At 65.8% G+C, this 17,407-nt stretch carries 17 protein-coding genes and 1 tRNA gene; 4 read left to right on the top strand and 14 right to left on the bottom strand.

Annotated elements, in window-relative coordinates:
* Positions 1-58 precede the first annotated feature (58 nt).
* The 4 genes from KAK88_RS15715 to KAK88_RS15730 are packed head-to-tail and all read right to left on the bottom strand — an operon-like array spanning position 59 to position 6,977.
* Positions 59-1,243 carry an acyltransferase family protein gene (locus KAK88_RS15715; RefSeq protein WP_242077340.1) on the bottom strand — a complete coding sequence of 395 codons (1,185 nt, stop codon included), beginning with the start codon at positions 1,241-1,243 and terminating at the stop codon, positions 59-61.
* Positions 1,243-4,431: an efflux RND transporter permease subunit gene (locus KAK88_RS15720; RefSeq protein ID WP_242077341.1), complete on the bottom strand. Its 3,189-nt coding sequence runs from the start codon at positions 4,429-4,431 to the stop codon at positions 1,243-1,245. Before KAK88_RS15720 ends, KAK88_RS15715 begins: the two co-directional genes overlap by 1 nt.
* A gap of 12 nt (positions 4,432-4,443) precedes the next feature.
* Positions 4,444-5,709, bottom strand: coding sequence for an efflux RND transporter periplasmic adaptor subunit (locus tag KAK88_RS15725; RefSeq protein WP_242077342.1), 1,266 nt, complete (start codon positions 5,707-5,709; stop codon positions 4,444-4,446).
* On the bottom strand, positions 5,706-6,977 hold the full coding sequence (locus KAK88_RS15730) for a TolC family protein (RefSeq protein WP_242077343.1): 1,272 nt from the start codon (positions 6,975-6,977) through the stop codon (positions 5,706-5,708). The genes KAK88_RS15725 and KAK88_RS15730 overlap by 4 nt, the downstream gene beginning before the upstream one ends.
* Between KAK88_RS15730 and KAK88_RS15735 the strand changes: the two genes are divergently transcribed.
* Positions 6,976-7,500, top strand: coding sequence for a hypothetical protein (locus KAK88_RS15735; protein WP_242077344.1), 525 nt, complete (start codon positions 6,976-6,978; stop codon positions 7,498-7,500). The genes KAK88_RS15730 and KAK88_RS15735 overlap by 2 nt on opposite strands.
* Positions 7,501-8,014: 514 nt before the next feature.
* Here the strand turns inward: KAK88_RS15735 and KAK88_RS15740 are convergent.
* Entirely contained in the window at positions 8,015-8,401 is a 387-nt protein-coding gene (locus tag KAK88_RS15740; protein WP_242077345.1) for a hypothetical protein, read from the bottom strand.
* Positions 8,402-8,404: 3 nt separating this feature from the next.
* Here KAK88_RS15740 and KAK88_RS15745 point away from each other — a divergent pair, with 3 nt between their 5' ends.
* The 3 genes from KAK88_RS15745 to KAK88_RS15755 are packed head-to-tail and all read left to right on the top strand — an operon-like array spanning position 8,405 to position 12,152.
* Positions 8,405-10,459, top strand: coding sequence for a hypothetical protein (locus tag KAK88_RS15745; RefSeq protein ID WP_242077346.1), 2,055 nt, complete (start codon positions 8,405-8,407; stop codon positions 10,457-10,459).
* Entirely contained in the window at positions 10,456-10,929 is a 474-nt protein-coding gene (locus KAK88_RS15750) for a response regulator (protein ID WP_242077347.1), read from the top strand. Before KAK88_RS15745 ends, KAK88_RS15750 begins: the two co-directional genes overlap by 4 nt.
* Positions 10,926-12,152, top strand: a complete 1,227-nt coding sequence (locus KAK88_RS15755; protein ID WP_242077348.1) for a hypothetical protein — start codon at positions 10,926-10,928, stop codon at positions 12,150-12,152. Before KAK88_RS15750 ends, KAK88_RS15755 begins: the two co-directional genes overlap by 4 nt.
* A 260-nt stretch (positions 12,153-12,412) precedes the next feature.
* Here the strand turns inward: KAK88_RS15755 and KAK88_RS15760 are convergent.
* The 9 genes from KAK88_RS15760 to KAK88_RS15800 all read right to left on the bottom strand — a co-directional run bounded on the left by KAK88_RS15760 (position 12,413) and on the right by KAK88_RS15800 (position 17,406).
* Positions 12,413-12,489, bottom strand: a tRNA-Arg gene (locus KAK88_RS15760).
* A gap of 208 nt (positions 12,490-12,697) precedes the next feature.
* Positions 12,698-13,177 carry a hypothetical protein gene (locus KAK88_RS15765; RefSeq protein ID WP_242077349.1) on the bottom strand — a complete coding sequence of 160 codons (480 nt, stop codon included), beginning with the start codon at positions 13,175-13,177 and terminating at the stop codon, positions 12,698-12,700.
* Complete coding sequence (locus KAK88_RS15770; protein ID WP_045811566.1) at positions 13,174-13,764, bottom strand: response regulator; 591 nt, start codon at positions 13,762-13,764, stop codon at positions 13,174-13,176. The genes KAK88_RS15765 and KAK88_RS15770 overlap by 4 nt, the downstream gene beginning before the upstream one ends.
* 4 nt (positions 13,765-13,768) lie before the next feature.
* Entirely contained in the window at positions 13,769-14,113 is a 345-nt protein-coding gene (locus tag KAK88_RS15775; RefSeq protein ID WP_045811565.1) for a hypothetical protein, read from the bottom strand.
* Between the two features lie 2 nt (positions 14,114-14,115).
* A complete protein-coding gene (locus KAK88_RS15780; protein ID WP_242077350.1) occupies positions 14,116-14,658 on the bottom strand; it encodes a chemotaxis protein CheD in 543 nt (180 codons plus the stop codon).
* Entirely contained in the window at positions 14,655-15,044 is a 390-nt protein-coding gene (locus tag KAK88_RS15785; protein WP_039246211.1) for a response regulator, read from the bottom strand. Before KAK88_RS15785 ends, KAK88_RS15780 begins: the two co-directional genes overlap by 4 nt.
* A 15-nt stretch (positions 15,045-15,059) precedes the next feature.
* Positions 15,060-16,097 carry a protein-glutamate methylesterase/protein-glutamine glutaminase gene (locus KAK88_RS15790; protein ID WP_242077351.1) on the bottom strand — a complete coding sequence of 346 codons (1,038 nt, stop codon included), beginning with the start codon at positions 16,095-16,097 and terminating at the stop codon, positions 15,060-15,062.
* Complete coding sequence (locus KAK88_RS15795; protein WP_045811562.1) at positions 16,094-16,954, bottom strand: CheR family methyltransferase; 861 nt, start codon at positions 16,952-16,954, stop codon at positions 16,094-16,096. Before KAK88_RS15795 ends, KAK88_RS15790 begins: the two co-directional genes overlap by 4 nt.
* On the bottom strand, positions 16,951-17,406 hold the full coding sequence (locus KAK88_RS15800) for a chemotaxis protein CheW (RefSeq protein ID WP_039246217.1): 456 nt from the start codon (positions 17,404-17,406) through the stop codon (positions 16,951-16,953). The genes KAK88_RS15795 and KAK88_RS15800 overlap by 4 nt, the downstream gene beginning before the upstream one ends.
* Between the last annotated feature and the right edge of the window lies 1 nt (position 17,407).

The following is a 17,407-nucleotide window of genomic DNA, read 5'->3' on the forward strand; positions in this document are numbered from 1 at the left end:
AGCGCGAGGGTCCAGGGCGATCGGAGCCACGACCGGGGGTCGTGACGCGCGATTGACGTCATGATTTCTCTTTCGATGTGGGAGGGATTGTGCCGCGAGCGGCGCCCTTTCGGATCGACCATCTCAGCCAAAGCCGAGCGGGCCGTTCCCAGAAAGCGTGAAGCGCGAAGGCCGCGCCGATCGTCAGCGCCAGCAACACCGCCGCTTCCCACAAGGGGAGACGATAGGTGCTGTCGACGCCGTGCAGCAGAGCCATGCCGTTCTTCCAGATGATCAGAAGCGGCAGGTGGACGAGATAGAGAGCGTAGGAGGCTTCGCCCGCCTCCACCGCCCAGGGGTGTGCGGCGAACGCCGCGTCCGTGCGCGTCAGCAGGGCCAGGGTCAGGATGACCAGACCCGCCACCGCGACGGTCAGCCGCTCGTCGGCGGCGAAGTGCATCATGGCCAACAGGGTCGCCACGCTGAGCCCCGTCGCCAGTCGAGTGACTGTCTTCGAGAGCTTCAGCCGGGCGCCGAGCTGATACAGGGCCACGCCGTAAAGGAACTCCGGTGCGATCCTGAGCACGCCGAGAACAAGCTCGGCGTGGGTCAGGATTTCGCCGAAACGCCAGCGATAGAAGGCGTCCAATGCGACGAAGCCTACGATCGCAAGTCCCAGGGTGAGCCAGGGATTGCGGCCGGAACGAAGACCGATCCAGGCGAACACCGGAAAGGCCAGATAGGCGGCCCATTCGGCGGACAGGGACCAGGACGGCCCGTTCCATTCGTTCGGGACAGACGCGGGAAACCAGGCGTGGATCATGCCTGCCGCCGCGACGAGCCCAGTGAACGAATAGCTCTGACTGTCGAACGGCTGACCCAAGGCCACGGCGACGCTGACGATCACGACCATCAGCACCAGCATCAGGCCATGCGCCGGATAGATCCGAGCCATGCGCGCGCTCAGGAAGCGTCCATAGTGGAACGTCCCGTCGCGCACCTGACGGCCATAGACGTGCGACAGCACGAAGCCCGACAGGATGAAGAAGAAATCGACCGCGAGGCGAGCACGCTCGATCAGGCTGACGCCCATCCCGCCCTCGGCGACGATGTTGAGCTGATAATGGAACAGCACCACGCCGAGGGCGAGCCAGAAGCGGATGCTGGTCAGGACCGGCATCCGTTCGGGAAAGGCATGGGTCGACGCGACTGGGGGAATCCCGCCGACCCCGCCGCCGCGCTTTTCAGGAAGCGCGGCGGTCATCAGACGTTCCGGCGCCCGTTGCGGAACGGCAGATGATCCAGAAGCCCGCGCCCTGACCGCTCACCCGAAGGCGTGCGCCCGTGAACGAGGCTGTAGAGGGCCGGGAGGACCAGCAGCGTCAGCACCGTCGAGGAGACGATGCCGCCGATGACCACGGTGGCCAGCGGACGCTGCACTTCCGCGCCGGCGCCCACGTTCAGCGCCATCGGCACGAAGCCGAGGCTGGCGACCAGGGCGGTCATCAGCACCGGGCGAAGGCGGGTGAGCGCCCCTTCCCGGATGGCTTGAGGCACCGGCTGTCCCTCGGCGATCAGCGACCGGATAAAGGTCACCATCACCACCCCGTTCAGCACGGCCACGCCCGAAAGCGCGATGAAGCCGACGCCGGCCGAGATCGACATGGGCAGACCACGCATCGCCAGAGCCGCCACGCCGCCGGTCAGGGCCAGAGGCACGCCGGAGAAGACGATGGCGCTGTCCTTCCAAGAGCGGAACAGGGCGAACAACAGACCGAAGATCAGCAGCAGCACCGCCGGCACGACCAGTTGAAGCCGTTTGGCGGCGGAGATCAGTTGTTCGAAGGTGCCGCCATAGGTGACCCAGTATCCGGCCGGCAGTTCCACTTCCCGTTCGATTCGCTCGCGGGCCTCTCCGATGAAGGAGCCCAGGTCGCGGTTACGGACGTTGGCGGTGACGACGATGCGGCGCTTGCCGTCCTCGCGGCTGATCTGGTTCGGACCGGTCTCGAGCGCGATCGTGGCGATCTCGCTGAGGGGTACGAAGCCGCGTGGTTGACCGTCCGATGCCGGCAGCGGCACCTGGATGCGGCCAATGGCGTCGGTGTTGGATCGCAGATCCTCGGGCAGGCGCACGACGATGTCGAAGCGACGGTCGCCTTCAAAGATCTGACCGGCGGTCGTGCCGCCCATCGAGGTCGCGATCACCGACTGGACGTCGTCGACGCTTAATCCCAGACGCGCGATGGCGGCCCGGTTCGGCGTGATCTGCAGCATCGGCAGGCCGGTGACCTGTTCGGACTGCGGATCGGCCGCGCCGGGAATGGCGCCGACGATCTCCTCGATCTGAGAGCCGAGCGCCACCAGTTGATCCAGGTCGTCGCCGTGAACCTTGATGGCCACATCGGCGCGTACCCCGGAGAGCAGTTCGTTGAACCGCATCTGGATCGGCTGGGTGAACTCGTACTTGCTGCCGGGGATTTCGTTCACCGCCTCTTCCATCTCGCGCACGAGCTGGAGTTTCGGCTTCCTAGGGTTCGGCCATTCGTCGCGGTCCTTCAACAGAATGAAGGTGTCGGCGACCGAAGGCGGCACCGGATCGGTGGCGACTTCGGCGGTGCCGATCTTGGCGACGACCCGCTCCACTTCCGGGAACTTGGCCAGCCGGGCTTCGAGCGCGGTCTGCATCTCGATGGCCTGGCTCAGACTGGTGCCGGGAATACGAAGGGCGTGCATGGCGATGTCGCCCTCGTCCAGGTTCGGCACGAACTCCGACCCCATCCGCGAAGCGACCAAGGCCGAGATCGCCACAAGAGCGACGGCGGCTCCGATCATCAGGACGCGCGCCTTCAGTGCGAAGTCGAGCGCGGGCTGATAGCCCACGCGCGCCCAGCGCATCAGGAAGCTGTCCTTCTCCTGAACCTTGCCGGTGACGAACATCGCGACCGCAGCCGGGACGAAGGTCAGAGACAGGATCAGAGCGCCGGTCAGGGCGATGACCACGGTGATGGCCATGGGGTGGAAGGTTTTGCCCTCGACCCCGTCCAGGGCAAAGATCGGCACATAGACCAGGGTGATGATCAGCACGCCGAACAGGGACGGACGGATCACTTCGCTGGAGGCCTCGGCCGCCAGTTTGAACCGCTCGTCGCGTGTCAGCAGTCGACCATTGTGGTGCTGTGCCTCGGCGAAACGCCTCAGGCAATTCTCGACGATGATGACGGCGCCGTCGACGATCAGACCGAAATCCAGGGCGCCGAGGCTCATCAGATTGCCGGACACCCCGGCCTGGACCATGCCTGTGATGGTCAGCAGCATGGTGATCGGAATGACCGCCGCCGTGATCAGGGCCGCCCGGATATTGCCGAGCAGCAGGAACAGCACGACAATGACCAGAAGCGCGCCCTCGACGAGGTTCTTCTCGACGGTGGCGACCGCGCGTTCGACCAGATTGGTGCGGTCATAGACCGGCGAAGCGACCACGCCCTTGGGCAGGGCCTTGGACGCTTCCTCCAGTCGAGCCGCCGCCGCCTGGGCCACGACCCGACTGTTCTCGCCGGCCAACATCAGGACGGTGGCCAGCACCGTCTCCTTGCCGTTCTCCGTCGCCGCGCCGGTGCGCAGTTCCTCGCCCAGCCCGACTGCCGCGACTTCCGCGACCCGGATGGGCACGCCGCCGCGCGTCGTGATCACGACGTTGGAGAGATCCTCCTGCGTCGCGGCCTGACCGGGCACCCGGATCAGCCACTGCTCGCCGTAACGTTCGACATAGCCGGCGCCGACATTGGCGTTGTTGCGTTCCAACGCCTCGACCACCTCGCTCATGGTCACGCCATAGGCGGCGAGCCGTTCGGGACGCGGGGTGACGTGATACTCGCGCACGAAGCCGCCGATGGTGTTGACCTCGGTGACGCCGGGCGTGTTGCGCATCTGCGGACGGATGACCCAGTCCTGAAGCGTGCGCAGATCTTCCGGGGTGTAGGGCGAACCGTCGGGCTTGCGCGCGCTCGGCTCGGCCTCGATCGTATACATGAAGATCTCGCCCAGGCCGGTGGCGATCGGCCCCAGCTCCGGCGACAGGCCCGGCGGCAACTGACCGATGGCGGTCTGGAGCCGCTCATTGACCAGTTGGCGCGCCCGGTAGACGTCCGTGCCGTCCTCGAAGACGACCGTGACCTGGCTCAGGCCGTAGCGTGAAACCGACCGGGTGTAAGACAGACCCGGCACGCCGGCGATCGCCGTCTCTACCGGGAAGGTTATGCGTTGTTCGGCTTCGAGCGGCGAATAGCCGGGCGCCTCCGTGTTGATCTGAATCTGGACATTGGTGATGTCCGGCGTCGCATCGATGGGCAGCTTCTGGAAACTCCAGACGCCGACCGCCGCCGCGACCAAGACAAGCGCCATAACGACCCAGCGGAACCGGATCGACAGCGCGATGATGCGTTCAAGCATGATGCGCGCCCCCTAGTGATCGTGGCTCGCGCCGGACTTGTCGATGTCCGCGCGAATGAGGAAGGCGCCGTCGACGACATAGGTCGTGCCGGGCTCGATGCCGCCGAGAACCTCGGTCCACTCATCGGTGCGACGCCCCAATTCGAGCATCCGCACCTCGTAGGTGTCGCCGACCTTGGCGTAGACCACGGTGAAGTCGCGGAAGGGCTGGAGCCCCTTGGTCTTGACCGCCAGCGGCACTTCGCCGGCCCCGACCTGGACCACGCCCTCGACGCCGAGCCCCGGCCGCCAGACGCCGCCCTGGTAGGGCAACTCCACATGGGCGACGAGCGTCTGGCTGAGCACGTCGTCCGAGGGCAGGATCGCTTCGATCACGCCCGTCGCCGTGTGTTCGCCGGCCAGGCTCTTCAGTTCCACCCGTTGCCCGACGCGCACGCGCTCAGCGTCACGTGGATAGAGGAAGAACTCCGCATGGAGGCGTGTCGGATCGCCGATCGTCAGCATGGGCGGACCGTTGCCGGTGATCTGACCGGGGTTGGCGTTCTTGGTCGTGATCACGCCCGAGATCGGCGCGGTCACCGAATAGGTCTGCAGGCTCTCGCTGGATTCGACCCGCGCCAGAACCTGTCCGCGCGACACCCGCTGGCCGAGCTGAACGTTCAGCGAAACGATGCGGCCTGGATAGCGCGCAAACACCTCCGCCTGACCTTCAGGCGTGATCTCCACCCGACCCGACAGGGGCAAGGTCTCGCCCAGCACGGCGGGGCCGGCCCGTTCCGTCGTCACCCCCCCCGCCTGCGCGGCCTGGGACGAGATGATCGTGCGGCCCTCGTAGGACTGGTAGGTCCAGTTCGACCGCTTCCCGGCGCGCACGGCGTTGACCGCCACGTCGAAGGAGTGCGGTTCGAACACCACGCCGGGGCTGGCGAGGTAGTCGTTCTCCGGTGCGAAGATGAAGCGATCGACTTTCGGACCCAGGCGCGTGAGGGCCATGGTGACCTGGACCTGGCGCGGATCGACCGGCTTGTCGTTCACATAGGGATAGAGGCGGAACAGCGGCTCCGGCCCTTCCTCGTAGATGGTCACCTCGAGAGCAAAATCGCCGTCACGGAGCAGACGGCCGTTATGAGGGCCGCGCTCATAGTCGGCCGCCGCAGCGGCTTCCGCCTCGCCTTCGGGCGCCGCCTTTTCGGCGCCACCGCCACATGAGGCCAAGGCCAGGGCGAAGGCTGATACCGCCGCGCCATAGGCGATGAGCGGAGTTCTGATCTGTCTCATTGTGGGGTCTCCATGCCGAGCAGGTCGGCGTGCGCGCCGGTCAGGCGATCAAGGCGGGCGCGGTCGTTGTGGAAGGCCTGAAGCACCGTCACGCGACGGGCTCGGCTCTGTAGAAGGGCCGTCTGGGCGGCCATGACGTCGTTGTAGGTGAAGCCGCCGCGCGCGAACCCGTCACGGACCAGGATTACGGCCCGCTCCGCCTGCGGCAGGGTCTCTTCGCTGATGCGCCGGACCTCATTGGCCTGGGACAACAACAGGACCTGGAGGCGAGCGATTTCGCGATCCAGTTCGATCCGTCTCGCGCCGAGATCCGCCTGCGCCGCTATGCCCTCGGCCCTGGCGCGGTCGATGGCGCCCTGGTTCCGGTCGTAGCGTTGCAGGGGGATGGATCCGCCGAACACGAGAGATAGTTCGTTGTCCCAAATATGCCGCACGCCGACGCTGACGGTGGGGTCGGCGACGGCGCGCGCCTCCTCCACCCGCACCTGGGCGGCCGCTGCGGCCTGGCGAGCACGGAACACGTCGAGATCCGCTTCCGCGACTTCGCCGGCGACCGAGCGCGATGCGCTGGTGTCTTCGAAGGCGTTCGGATCCAGACGGAAGTTGACCGTCCCGTCCCAGTATTTGCCGATCATGATCGCCGCCATGCGCGCGACGACCTCGGCCTGATCGAACTCGATCTGGGCTTGGGCCAGTTCAGCCTCGGCGCGTGCTCCGGCGAACAGAGGATCGCGCGCGGCGTTGACCCGCCGTTGCACCTCGTTCTGGAAGCGCTCCGCCATGGTGAGCCGTTCTCTGGCGATCTCGACCTGGGCCTGAGCCGCCATGGCGTCGGACCAGGCACGCTGCACCTGTTCCAGACGATCCAACTGGGCGACCCGCGCCTGTGCGGCGACCAGCAGGCCTTCGCTACGCGCCAGGCTGGAACGGGCAGGACGGTCCCCGCCACGCTCGATCCTCTGCTCATAGGTCAGGGTGGTCTCGGTGCGATCAAGGATGTCGCCCCCGCCCAGTGTCGGCAGGTTCTCGACCATCAGTCCGAGGGTCGGATTGGGGCGCACCCCGGCCTGGCGCACACCGGCTTCGACAGCGCGCAGTCGCGCTTCGTAACCCGCACGCGCCGGGTCGGCGACGATCGAACGCCGCAGCGCCTCTTCGAGCGACAGGACAGGCGAGGCCTGGACGGCCTCAGCGGCTGGCGTCGCCTGGGCGAGCGCCGATGAAGGCAGCGACACGGTCGCCGCCAGGACGAGAGCAAGGGCAGACATGGCCGCGCCTCGCCCCCGCCATCCGGCAGGGCCGGACATGGAAGGTATCAAGGAATTTCTCCAACAGGACGCGCGCGGCCGCACGGCCGCGCAGGATCAGCTTTTCAGGCGATCAGGCGTTCTGTTTTGGAGGCTGGTGCGGGGCGTCGATCAACGCGCCCGGCGGGACGGATTCCGGGGTCGGACCCAGGCGCACGACATATGCGATGGAGGCGTCGATCGGCGGCAGTTCGTCGCCGATGACCAGGTGCTGGTCGGCGCCGCCATGGTGGTGGTGCGATTTGATCGGCTGCCCGTCGAAGTCGCGGTCATTCGCGTCGATAAGCGTATCGCCGGGGCTGGCGTCGACGGTTTGATGATCGTGATCGTGATCATCGGCCGCGATTTCCACATAGGCGACGCCGGGGAATTGAACCGCGTGCTCGATCTTATGCTCGGCGCTGATCGCGCCAAAGGCTTGCAACGCGACCATAAGGGTCACGGCAACTCCGACGCAAAACTGGCGAGCAAGGTGAGACAATAGAATACCCCGAGATTCTCCGCATACGTCGAACGCGGAGTTTCGGCAATGGGGCGACGATGGGGCAGATTGTCCGACCGGACCGTAAAACGCTGCGCGGAATGCCGCTTAGGCGAAGAGCGCGCCTCGTGCCGTGAACGACGCGGAGCTGGACATCAATCCTTGCCCTGGCGTTCAATGACGAACGTCGCGGGCTTGTGCATCTCCAACCGCCACCGATCGACAGCTGCCTGGGAATACAGTCGCTCTAACACCAAAGCGTGCCAAATGCGGTCGCATCCGGTCGGGGGATCAGACCCTCGTCGCGTGTTGCACACGAAGTGCTTAAGCAGCCCATTGATCAGGCTATGGCCACCGCCTCGGCATTTTGGCACGATGTGATCATAGGTCGGATAGCTAGGGCGATCTCGCGGAAAACCCCGCTTGAGGCTCATCGGCTCGCCACATCCTGCGCATCGCCCGTTCTGAGCCCAATGCAGAATCCGGCGCTGCCTGATCCGACGTTTGACCTCGCCGTTCATTGACCGGCCGCCATCCAGCTCTCCATGAGAGCACGATCGTAAAAGCCTTGCCCCAAGCTCCCGCCTGCGCTGAAGGCCTGCAGCTCCGGCCAAAGTTGTGCTGGCGATTTCCCTAGCCGGGCCGCGATCTCGCGTGTTGTGATCAGCTGCCGCCCTAAGGCTTCGACTTCTGGCCGGCCATATTGGGCGGCGCCTTTCGCGCCTATCGGTGTGAGGTACTTGCGATAACGAAGCCAGCTCACGTCTTGAGCCGTACAGTTGAGGTGCTCTTCCACCTCCGACGGCGTCATTTCCTCACGCCGCCACTCGGCAAGGTCGCCAGCTTGAAAAGCAAAGGGGCGCCCACCTTCCGGGCCGCCCATGAGGATGTGGCGCGCGGTCACTGGATGAACTCTCAGGTCAATAATGCGATTGTCGGGGCGACCGCGTCGCAGGCCTCCTGGAAGCTCGCCGCCTGTCTGGCACTTCTGCCGCTCGATCTGGACGCAAGGCTGCGCAAGATCGCCGCACGGCTGGACATGGTTGTCACCCAGGAGACGCCCCGCCGGCGTGACGTCTCCGACGCCCTGTTAGGCGGAGACCCGCTTGCCGCGGCTCGAGCGGCCTTCGCCCAGCGGGTCACTTTGGACGTCTGGGACATGGTCTACGCCGGGCTGGCGCTAAGTTTCGCCCGGCATGGCAGCCTGCCGCGCAGGCTAACCGTCAGTCAAATCCCTCGCCTTTTCGCATTGTCACTTAAGGACCATCCCGACGCGGCCGACGCCCAACAGCAGCTCGGCAAGCTGGCGGCCAACTTGGGTGGCCTGCCCTTCGCCGCTGGGCTTCGCGACCTGCAGGCCCAGCTCGAACGTGTGCGACCGGTGGAGCCGTGGCGCCCTTGGGCGATTGGCCTAAACTCGCCGACGGACGGCATCGAGGATCTGACGTCGATCGCGGAGGTAAAGCCCATCCTCACCATCTTGCGCGAGCTCGATCCCGCCGGAGCCCACCACTACGCCGACGAACTATTGATGGTCGCCAAAGAACTAACCATGGCCGAGGGCCAGTGGATCGTCGATCACACCCGTATCCACGTGGATCTCGTCGCCCTGAGGCGCTGGGCCGATCGGGAACTGACCGAGGATTTCGAGCGCCACGAGGATCTGGTCAGCGTCGACATCGGCCCCCAGGCCAGCTTCGAGGATGTGCTGAAGGAACTGTCGGCCGGCCCCTCAGGCCGCAAGATTCAACCGCCGGAGACCGAAGCCGACGCCGTTCTGCAAAGTCTGGTTCGCAGGCTCGGCGACGAGTTTCTTACCAACTCCCAGTTCGGCCTCGACTTCTATCTCAGCAAACGAATCCGGCATCAGTCCTTCATCGGCCGCATTCGCGGGCCGCTGGAGTTCGCCAACCTCATCACTACCCGTGAAACAGAGGCCAGCCCCTACCACCGCAACGATTTCTGGATCGACCAATTCACCACGGTCGGTGCCGACCAGCGGGAAGCGGTCAATGCGGCGCTGATGAACTGCGCGCGAGACTTCGACGAAATCCTACGTGATGCCAAGGACCGACTGTTCCATATTCGCTCGCCCGAGCAGCCCGACGGTCTGATCAGCCTGGACCTGACTCCCGAAGCCCTCCAGTTGGTCCGGACGATCGCCTTGTGGGATCCCGAAGACTTCAGCAGTTTCTTCGAGGTGGCGGTGGCGGCACTTTGGGCGGCGCTCGACCCGTCCTTCGCTCGGGTTCGGCGGTTCATCAACACCGACCTAAAATCCCGCATCACCGAACGACTGGAACTCGCGCGCGCTGAGGTCCGGGCGGCGGCGGGACAGGACCCGGCCTTCCACAACTTCGATATCGAATTCGGCCAGCGGTCCACCGAGGTCCAGCGGGCGTTGGACGATGCCGCGAGCTGGTTTACCTACACCCGCGCTGAACGCCTGCGGCGCACCTTCACGCTTGAGGAAGCGGTTCGGATCGGCCGCGAGAATGCGCTGCGATGCCAGCGCGGCTTCAACCCGGTGATCACCGAAACCGTCCACGGCGGCATCGAGATCATGGCGCCTAGCCTGGTCATTATTCACGACACCCTATTCACGGCTCTCGACAACATCAGGGCGCACTCCGGCCACAAGGCGCCCAAGGTCGATGTTGTCGTCTCCCACGACCCGGGTCGCGAGACCCTCACCGTCGAGGTGATGAGCGACTGCCGGCCCCAGCAGAAGATGACAGCGGAACGCAAGTTGAAGGAGATCCAGAAGATCATCGACGGGGCGGCGCCCACCCGTCGGACCCGGCGCGAGGGGGGTAGCGGCATCCTCAAGCTCGAGGCAGTCACTCGGCAGAGCGAGCGAGGCCGGCTCGATTTCGGCTTTGTCCAAGGCGGCCGCTTCCGCCTTGCGGCGACCTACGCCTTCACCTTCGGTCCTACCGCACCGCGGGAGACGGGGTCGTGACCGTGCACATTCTTCTGGTCGAAGACGAGGATCCCAAACGTCTCCACGTCTGTCGACTGATTGAGGCCGTATCGGGCGAGATCAAGGTGACAGTAGCGAAGTCCGTGAACTCAGCGCTCGACGCTCTTGAGGATCGGACGCCCGACCTGTTGCTGCTCGACATGTCCCTGCCGACCTTCGACGTCGGTGATGGCGAGTCGGGCGGGCGGCCCCAAGGTTTCGGCGGCAAGGAAATACTCTGGCACATGAGCTTCGCAGGCATTCTCTGCCCCACCGTCGTCATCACCGGCTATGAGGCCCTACCCCGCGAGGACGGCATGGTGCCGATCAGTCAGTTGCAGACCGAATTGACCGAGGAGTTCCCGAACCTATTCAAGGGCATCCTGCACTACAATTCCACCTTCGATGAATGGAAGGTGGAACTGACCCGATTCCTCGCCGACCTCGCGCCGACGGGGACGGCGTCATGAAAATCCTCATCGCGGACGACGAATTGAGCAGATACCAGCGCTTGATGCCCCGTCTCAAGGCGCTTGGCGTCCAGGAAGCTGATATCGATACCGCCGTCAGTTCGGGCCAAGCCCTGGAGATGATGGAGGCCCGCCAGTACGACCTTCTCGTCCTCGACATCATTATTCCTTTGCGGCCGAACGGGGACGGCGACGCCCAGAACGCCTTGGACCTGCTGTTTACGGTCCACGTCTCCGAAATGGTGAAGCGGCCACGGCACATCGTGGGAATCACGGCTGACGACGCGGCAGCTGCACGGGCCGCCGAGGACTTCGCCGCCCTGACTTGGACTATCGTGCGCTATTCGCCGACCGACGACGAATGGATGTCCCGGGTAATGGCGTTAGTCCGGTATATCGACGGGGCGGACGCTGACTCGCAGGACGCGGCCGGGGTCGACGTCGTGGTCGCATGCGCCCTTCAGACCCCCGAACTCGATCAGGTGCTCGCCCTTCCCTGGAACTGGGATCCTAGGCCCGCGGTCCTTCCGGATGCAACCTTCGTCCACCGAGGCTGGTTTTTGGACTCCGCCCGAAAACGCTACACCGTCGCGGCCGCCCACGCTCCTCGCATGGGAATGGTCAGCGCCGCGCTTCTCAGCGCTAGTCTCATCCAGCATCTACGTCCTCGATTGATTGCCATGACAGGCATATGCGCGGGCGTACGTGGCAAGGTGGCCTTGGGCGATGTCCTGCTGGCCGACCCGTCTTGGGATTTCCAAAGTGGAAAGCGTGTTCGGGTTGGAGAAGCCTCCAGCCTATCGAGCCGGGCGCATCAGCTAGCTGCACCCGACCGGGTGCGAAAACTCCTGCAGGAACTGCAAAGGGAGAAAACCAGAGTTCAGGCGCTATGCGAAGCTTTCGGGTCTGCGCGGCCCAATGACGCCGGCATCAAGGTCGGCCCCGTCGCCTGCGGATCTGCGGTCTTGGCCGACGGCCTGTCGATCGGCGAGATCAGGTCGAGCCAGCAGGACGACATGATTGGGGTAGAGATGGAAATCTACGGCGTGTACGCTGCCGCCCGCGCGGCCGCCGAACCTCAGCCCCTGGCGTTCGCGCTCAAGGGTGTCTGCGATTATGCCGATCCCGATAAAGGCGATGACGCCCAAGACTACGCCGCCTTTATGAGCGCAGGCGTCCTGCGACTTCTCCTTGAAACGCATGGCTCCCTGCTCATGCCTTGATCGGCCAATGCTAGGCCGTAACGACCAAACAGCCCAGCGATCCTTCACAAACATGTTGACCTGGCCCCCAAGGTTAGCGCCGGACTTGGATGGCCTCTCCACCCCCTATGCGGTCATGATGAACGATCGTTATGCGTCAGGAGCCGCCGCCCGTGCCTGGCAGCGGACGAACGATGTCAACCACACCAGGTGCAGATTCTGCGCCACTTAAGCTGGTTCTGAGCCAGCGTTAGGTGGTCTCGACACACCCGACAGTGCGATGGCGACCCCGGCAGGACTCCAACCTGCGACCTCGGCTTTAGGAAAGCCTTGCTCTATGCAGCTGAGCTACGGGGCCACGCACGACGCCGTAGCGGGTCAGGGCGTCGGGGGGAAGTCGGGGCGGCGAAAAAGTCGAGCGGCGGCCGGGCGACTGCGGCGTCGGACGTTTGTGGTTAAGGGGTCTTAACCTACAAGATATCGCGGTGAACAAAGGACGAAATGGGCGATGTCAGCGATTCGGTCCTGATTCGTTTCGCCCTTGTTCCGCGAGAATGGAACGGCCGTTAACCGACGGGCGGAACGTGGGCCGTCAGGGCGCGCAGACCCTCCAGAAGGCGGTCGGAATCGGCGCTGGTCTGGCCCTGGGCGGCCAGGGTCAGGCGAAGCGCGCGCACGTGAACCTCGACCGAGGGCCAGGACCAGCTGCCGGCGCTCTTCATCCGGTCGGCGATCTCGCACAGGCTGAAGGCGGCCTCGAAGAAGGTCGGGACTTCCAGATAGCCGGCCATGTCGACCATGGCGGAGGCGAAGGCGTAGACCTGGGCCGGGGCGTCCGAGGGACGGGTCGTGCACAGGGCCTCGATGGCGTCGACGTTGGCCGTCAGCAGGGTGAAGACATTGTCGCGCTGTTCATCCAGCGCTTGGTTGGCGCGGGATTCGGCCTCGATGATCAGGCGGCCGCCGGGCCGCGCCATCTGACGCTGGAGCGAGGTGTGGACGCGGCGGACGGTGGAGGGTTTGGGCGCGGCGACAGGCTCGGTCACAGGCTGACCTTCATCGGCTTCATCAGCATGTCGATCTCGTCCTGATCCATGTTTTCCTCGACCGCCTCGCCCAGATCACCGGTCAGGTCGCTTTCGCGACGACCATCGGTGCCGGGAGGCGGCCCATAGTTGTGCACTCGGCGGTCGGGGCCGATGTAGTGTTCGGACTCGACGAAATCCCGGTCCTCGCCGCCCAGCCAGATGATGCGCTTCAGCAGCAGAGACGGCGACAGGGGCTTGGCGACGATGAAGCTGGCACCGCAGTCGCGGCCCTGGTGGACCTTGGCCTGGGAGGCGTGACCCAGGATCATGATGACGGGCACATAGCGGGTCGGCGTGGGGGCGTCGCGCCGCAGCCAACGCACGAAGTCATAGCCGTCCATGTCTGGCATGATGCAGTCGATCAGGATCAAGTCGACCGAGCGGCGCGCCAGCAGTTCGACGGCCGCCTGGGCCGAGGCGCATTTGATCTGCTCCTTGCAGCCGAAGCCTTGGACGATGGAACCCAGCATATCCAGCGACGTGGGCTGGTCGTCGATCAGAAGGACCGTCGTGTGCGCCAGATTGACCCGATCGCTCTTGGCCATGGCGTCAGAACAGCATGAGGTCGCCGGCGTCGGCGTTCGATTGCGGGCGATGCTCGCCGGCGGCGGGGCGAAGGCGGCCGGCCATGTCGGCCAGCGACAGGCGGCTGACGGCCTCGGACGGGCTGGCGCCGCCGCCCAGCATGCGCAGGACGCCGGATAGAGCCTCGAGACGCTGGGTCAGGGCGTCCAGGGCCTGGGCCTGGGTCAGGGCGTTGGGGCGTTCCTCGGGCGGGGCGCGGCGGACCAGATCGCTGACCAGGGCCTCGATCCCGTCGATGCCTTCGCGCACCAGCATCAGCTCGTCGGCGACGGCGGCCAGCAGATCGGCGTGTTCGGGAGGGGCGCTCATCTTCAGAACAGTTCCAGGGCGCCGGTGTCGACCGGAGCCATGACGGGCACGGGCTTGGGCGCGACGACATCGGTGACGGCGCGTTGCAGGGCGCGGCCGGTGACGGGCCAGTAGTGCAGGCGCCGACCGCCGTCGCCGCGCAGGCTGCCGCCGACGACGGGAATGCCTTCGTCGCGCAGGAATTTCTCGGCGAAGTCGGCGTTGCTGCGGCCCACGTCGCGCAGGCTGTCGAACATACGGCCACCACCGAACAGCTTGGCCTCCAGCCGGTCGCGACGAGCGCCGGCCTTGAGCATGTCGTTGATCAGAAGCTCCATCGCATAGGCGCCGTAGCGACGCCCCGCGTCGGTGCCCGCGCCCGAGCCTTCTGGCAGCAGGAAGTGGTTCATGCCGCCGACGCCCGCCAGCGGATCGCGCACGCACATGGCGACGCAGGACCCCAGGATGGTGCTGAGCACGACATTGGGATCGGACGTGATGAAATGCTCGCCCTGACCGACGTGAACGCGCTTTTCGACCGTGTCCTTCAGGGCGGCGTAGCTCATGTCAGGGGACCGAAGACAGCTTCCAGCTTGCCCTTCAGCTGGGCGACGGTGAAAGGCTTGACCAGGTAGTTGTTGACGCCGAACTGCACCGCGCGCTGGACCAGCTCGCGGTCGGCGCGGCCCGTCAGCATGATGAAGGCGGTCTTGGAGGTCGGCGGGTGGGCGCGCACGGCGCGCAGCAGGCCCAGGCCGTCCAGGTTCGGCATATTGTAGTCGGAGATGATCAGGTGCGCGGGCTTGGACACGATCTCGCGCAGGGCGATTTCGCCGTCGGCGGCCTCGCGGATTTCGCGCACGCCGAGTTGTTGCAGGCTGGTGCGGACCAGCGAGCGCATCGTCATCTGATCATCGACGACCAAGCAGTGAAGTGAGGCGGCGGCGGGCATAGGTTACGCTCCCGATTAGGCGACAGACCGCGCAGCCGGATCGGCGCACAGTTCGAGAATGGCGGGGGACAGGCGGTGCAGCGGCAACTGCCGCTCCACGGCGCCGATTTCGTGCGCGGCCTTGGGCATGCCGTAGACGACGCAGGTCGCCTCGTCCTGGCCCAGGGTGCGGCCGCCGGCCTGGCGCATGGCCAGCAGGCCCTTGGCGCCGTCGCGGCCCATGCCGGTCAGGATGACGCCGGTCATCGGACGCTTCAGCCGGGCGACGGAGTCGAACATCACATCGACCGACGGACGGTGGCCGTTGACGGGATCGCTGGCGATCAGGCGGCAACGCGGCGTCAGGCCGCCCGAGACCTCAAGATGGGTCGCGCCGCCGGGGGCCAAGTAGATGTGGCCTGGCTTCAGCGGCGCGCCGTCCACCGCCTCGGTCACGGTCGGGGCGCAGACGCGGTCCAGACGGGCGGCGAAGCTGGCGGTGAAGGTCGCCGGCATATGCTGGGTGATGACGGTCGCCGGGCAATCCAGCGGGAAGCCGCTGAGCACGGTCAGCAGGGCCTCGACCCCGCCAGTGGACGAACCGATGGCGAGGATCTGATGGGGATCGGCGTGATAGGCGCGCGGCGCCTCGGCGGCGGCGGGCGTATCGCCGCGGGCGCGGACGCGCGAACGGGCGGCCGTCTTCACCTTGCCGATCAGGTCGTGGAAGGCGTCGACGCTGGCCACCGCCGGCTTGGCCACCGCATCCACGGCGCCGATCTCCAGCGCGGCCAGGGTGACGTCCGTGCCCGCCGCCGTCAGGGTCGAGACCATGACCACCGGCATCGGCCGCAGCCGCATGATCTTTTCCAGGAACTCCAGCCCGTTCATGTTGGGCATCTCGACGTCGAGCGTAATGACGTCGGGGTTCAGGGCCTTGATCGCGGCGCGGGCCTCGATGGGATCGGCGGCGGTGCCGACGACCTCGATCTCAGGATCCGACTTCAGGGCGGCCGAGATCAGCCCGCGCATGGTCAGGCTGTCGTCGACGACGAGAACGCGGACGGGGCTCATGCGCCACCCAGGCGATAGGTGGTCAGGCCGGCGGTCTGAAGCTGGCTGGTCGCCGGGCCGGAGACGCGTTCGGAGTGACCGATGTAGAGGGTCGCGCCGGGGTTCATCAGCGGGGTGAACCGCTTCCACACCCGCTCTTGGGTCGCGTCGTCGAAATAGATGACGACGTTGCGGCAGAAGATGACGTCGAACTTGCCCTTCATCGGCCAGTCGCCGATCAGGTTCAGCTCCTTGAAGCTGACCAGCCGCTTCAACTGCGCGCCTGCGACCCACTGGCCGCGATCGGCGCGGTCGAAATATTTGCGCCACAGGGTGACGGGCGCGGGCTCCAGCGCCTCTTCGGAATAGACACCGTCATGGCCCTGGGCGACCATGTTGGGGTCGATGTCGGTGGCCAGGATACGCACATCCAGCTCTGCCGCCTCGGGCAGGGCCTGAAGAACGGTCAGGGCCATCGAATAGGGCTCCTGCCCGTTCGAGCAGGCCGCCGACCACAGACGGACCCGGCCGCCGGCGCGGGCGCGCGCCGCCAATTCGGGCATGACCCGGTCGCGCAGGTCGTCGAAATGGTGCGGCTCGCGATAGAAGCGGGTGACGTTGGTGGTCAGGGCCGCCGTCATCTTCTGACGCTCGTCCACGCCGTCCACGCCCTCGACCAAGGCGCAGTAGTCGCGGAAGCTGGTCAGACCCAGGGTGCGCAAACGCTTGGCCAGGCGCGAATAGACCAACGCGGCCTTGCCCTCGTTCAGGGCGATGCCCGCGTGGGCGTGCAGCATCTGGGCGATGTGGCGGAAATCCTCGGCGGTGAAGACGAACTCGCCCTCGACGATGGATCCCCGGCCGGCGGCGGCGGTCATGCGGCTTCGGCCTCGACTTGCGGCAGGATGTAATCCAGTTCGATCAGGCTGATCATGCGGCCGTCGATCGAGAAGATGCCCTTTACGAAGGTCTTCACCTGATCGCTGGCGACGTCGGGCGTCGGCTGGACCGAGGCCTCGCTCATCTGCAGGATGTCGGACACGGCGTCGACCAGCAGGCCGACCATGCGGCCGCCGATATGGGCCACCATGATGACGTGGCGCGCCGTCGGTTCCGAGGTCGTCAGGCCGAAGCGCGCGCCCAGATCGATGATCGGCAGGACCGTGCCGCGCAGGTTGATGACGCCCTTCATGTATCCCGGCGAACGGGGCAGAGGCGTCGCCGGCGTCCAGCCGCGGATTTCGCGCACCGACATGATGTCGACGCAGAATTCCTGACTGCCGATGCGGAAGGCGATCAGTTCACGCTGGAGATCTTTGGCTTCGGTCATG

It is taken from the genome of Brevundimonas diminuta, from assembly GCF_022654015.1.
GTDB classification, from domain to species: domain Bacteria; phylum Pseudomonadota; class Alphaproteobacteria; order Caulobacterales; family Caulobacteraceae; genus Brevundimonas; species Brevundimonas diminuta_C.

Bases quoted from the DNA above. Each gene is read 5' to 3' on its own strand.
- KAK88_RS15730 (WP_242077343.1), bottom strand. From the start codon at position 6,977: ATGTCTGCCCTTGCTCTCGTCCTGGCGGCGACCGTGTCGCTGCCTTCA.
- KAK88_RS15745 (WP_242077346.1), top strand. From the start codon at position 8,405: ATGAACTCTCAGGTCAATAATGCGATTGTCGGGGCGACCGCGTCGCAG.
- KAK88_RS15795 (WP_045811562.1), bottom strand. From the start codon at position 16,954: ATGACCGCCGCCGCCGGCCGGGGATCCATCGTCGAGGGCGAGTTCGTC.
- KAK88_RS15725 (WP_242077342.1), bottom strand. From the start codon at position 5,709: ATGAGACAGATCAGAACTCCGCTCATCGCCTATGGCGCGGCGGTATCA.
- KAK88_RS15735 (WP_242077344.1), top strand. From the start codon at position 6,976: ATGGCCGCGCCTCGCCCCCGCCATCCGGCAGGGCCGGACATGGAAGGT.
- KAK88_RS15800 (WP_039246217.1), bottom strand. From the start codon at position 17,406: ATGACCGAAGCCAAAGATCTCCAGCGTGAACTGATCGCCTTCCGCATC.
- KAK88_RS15790 (WP_242077351.1), bottom strand. From the start codon at position 16,097: ATGAGCCCCGTCCGCGTTCTCGTCGTCGACGACAGCCTGACCATGCGC.
- KAK88_RS15775 (WP_045811565.1), bottom strand. From the start codon at position 14,113: ATGAGCGCCCCTCCCGAACACGCCGATCTGCTGGCCGCCGTCGCCGAC.
- KAK88_RS15715 (WP_242077340.1), bottom strand. From the start codon at position 1,243: ATGACCGCCGCGCTTCCTGAAAAGCGCGGCGGCGGGGTCGGCGGGATT.
- KAK88_RS15720 (WP_242077341.1), bottom strand. From the start codon at position 4,431: ATGCTTGAACGCATCATCGCGCTGTCGATCCGGTTCCGCTGGGTCGTT.
- KAK88_RS15755 (WP_242077348.1), top strand. From the start codon at position 10,926: ATGAAAATCCTCATCGCGGACGACGAATTGAGCAGATACCAGCGCTTG.
- KAK88_RS15770 (WP_045811566.1), bottom strand. From the start codon at position 13,764: ATGGCCAAGAGCGATCGGGTCAATCTGGCGCACACGACGGTCCTTCTG.
- KAK88_RS15780 (WP_242077350.1), bottom strand. From the start codon at position 14,658: ATGAGCTACGCCGCCCTGAAGGACACGGTCGAAAAGCGCGTTCACGTC.
- KAK88_RS15785 (WP_039246211.1), bottom strand. From the start codon at position 15,044: ATGCCCGCCGCCGCCTCACTTCACTGCTTGGTCGTCGATGATCAGATG.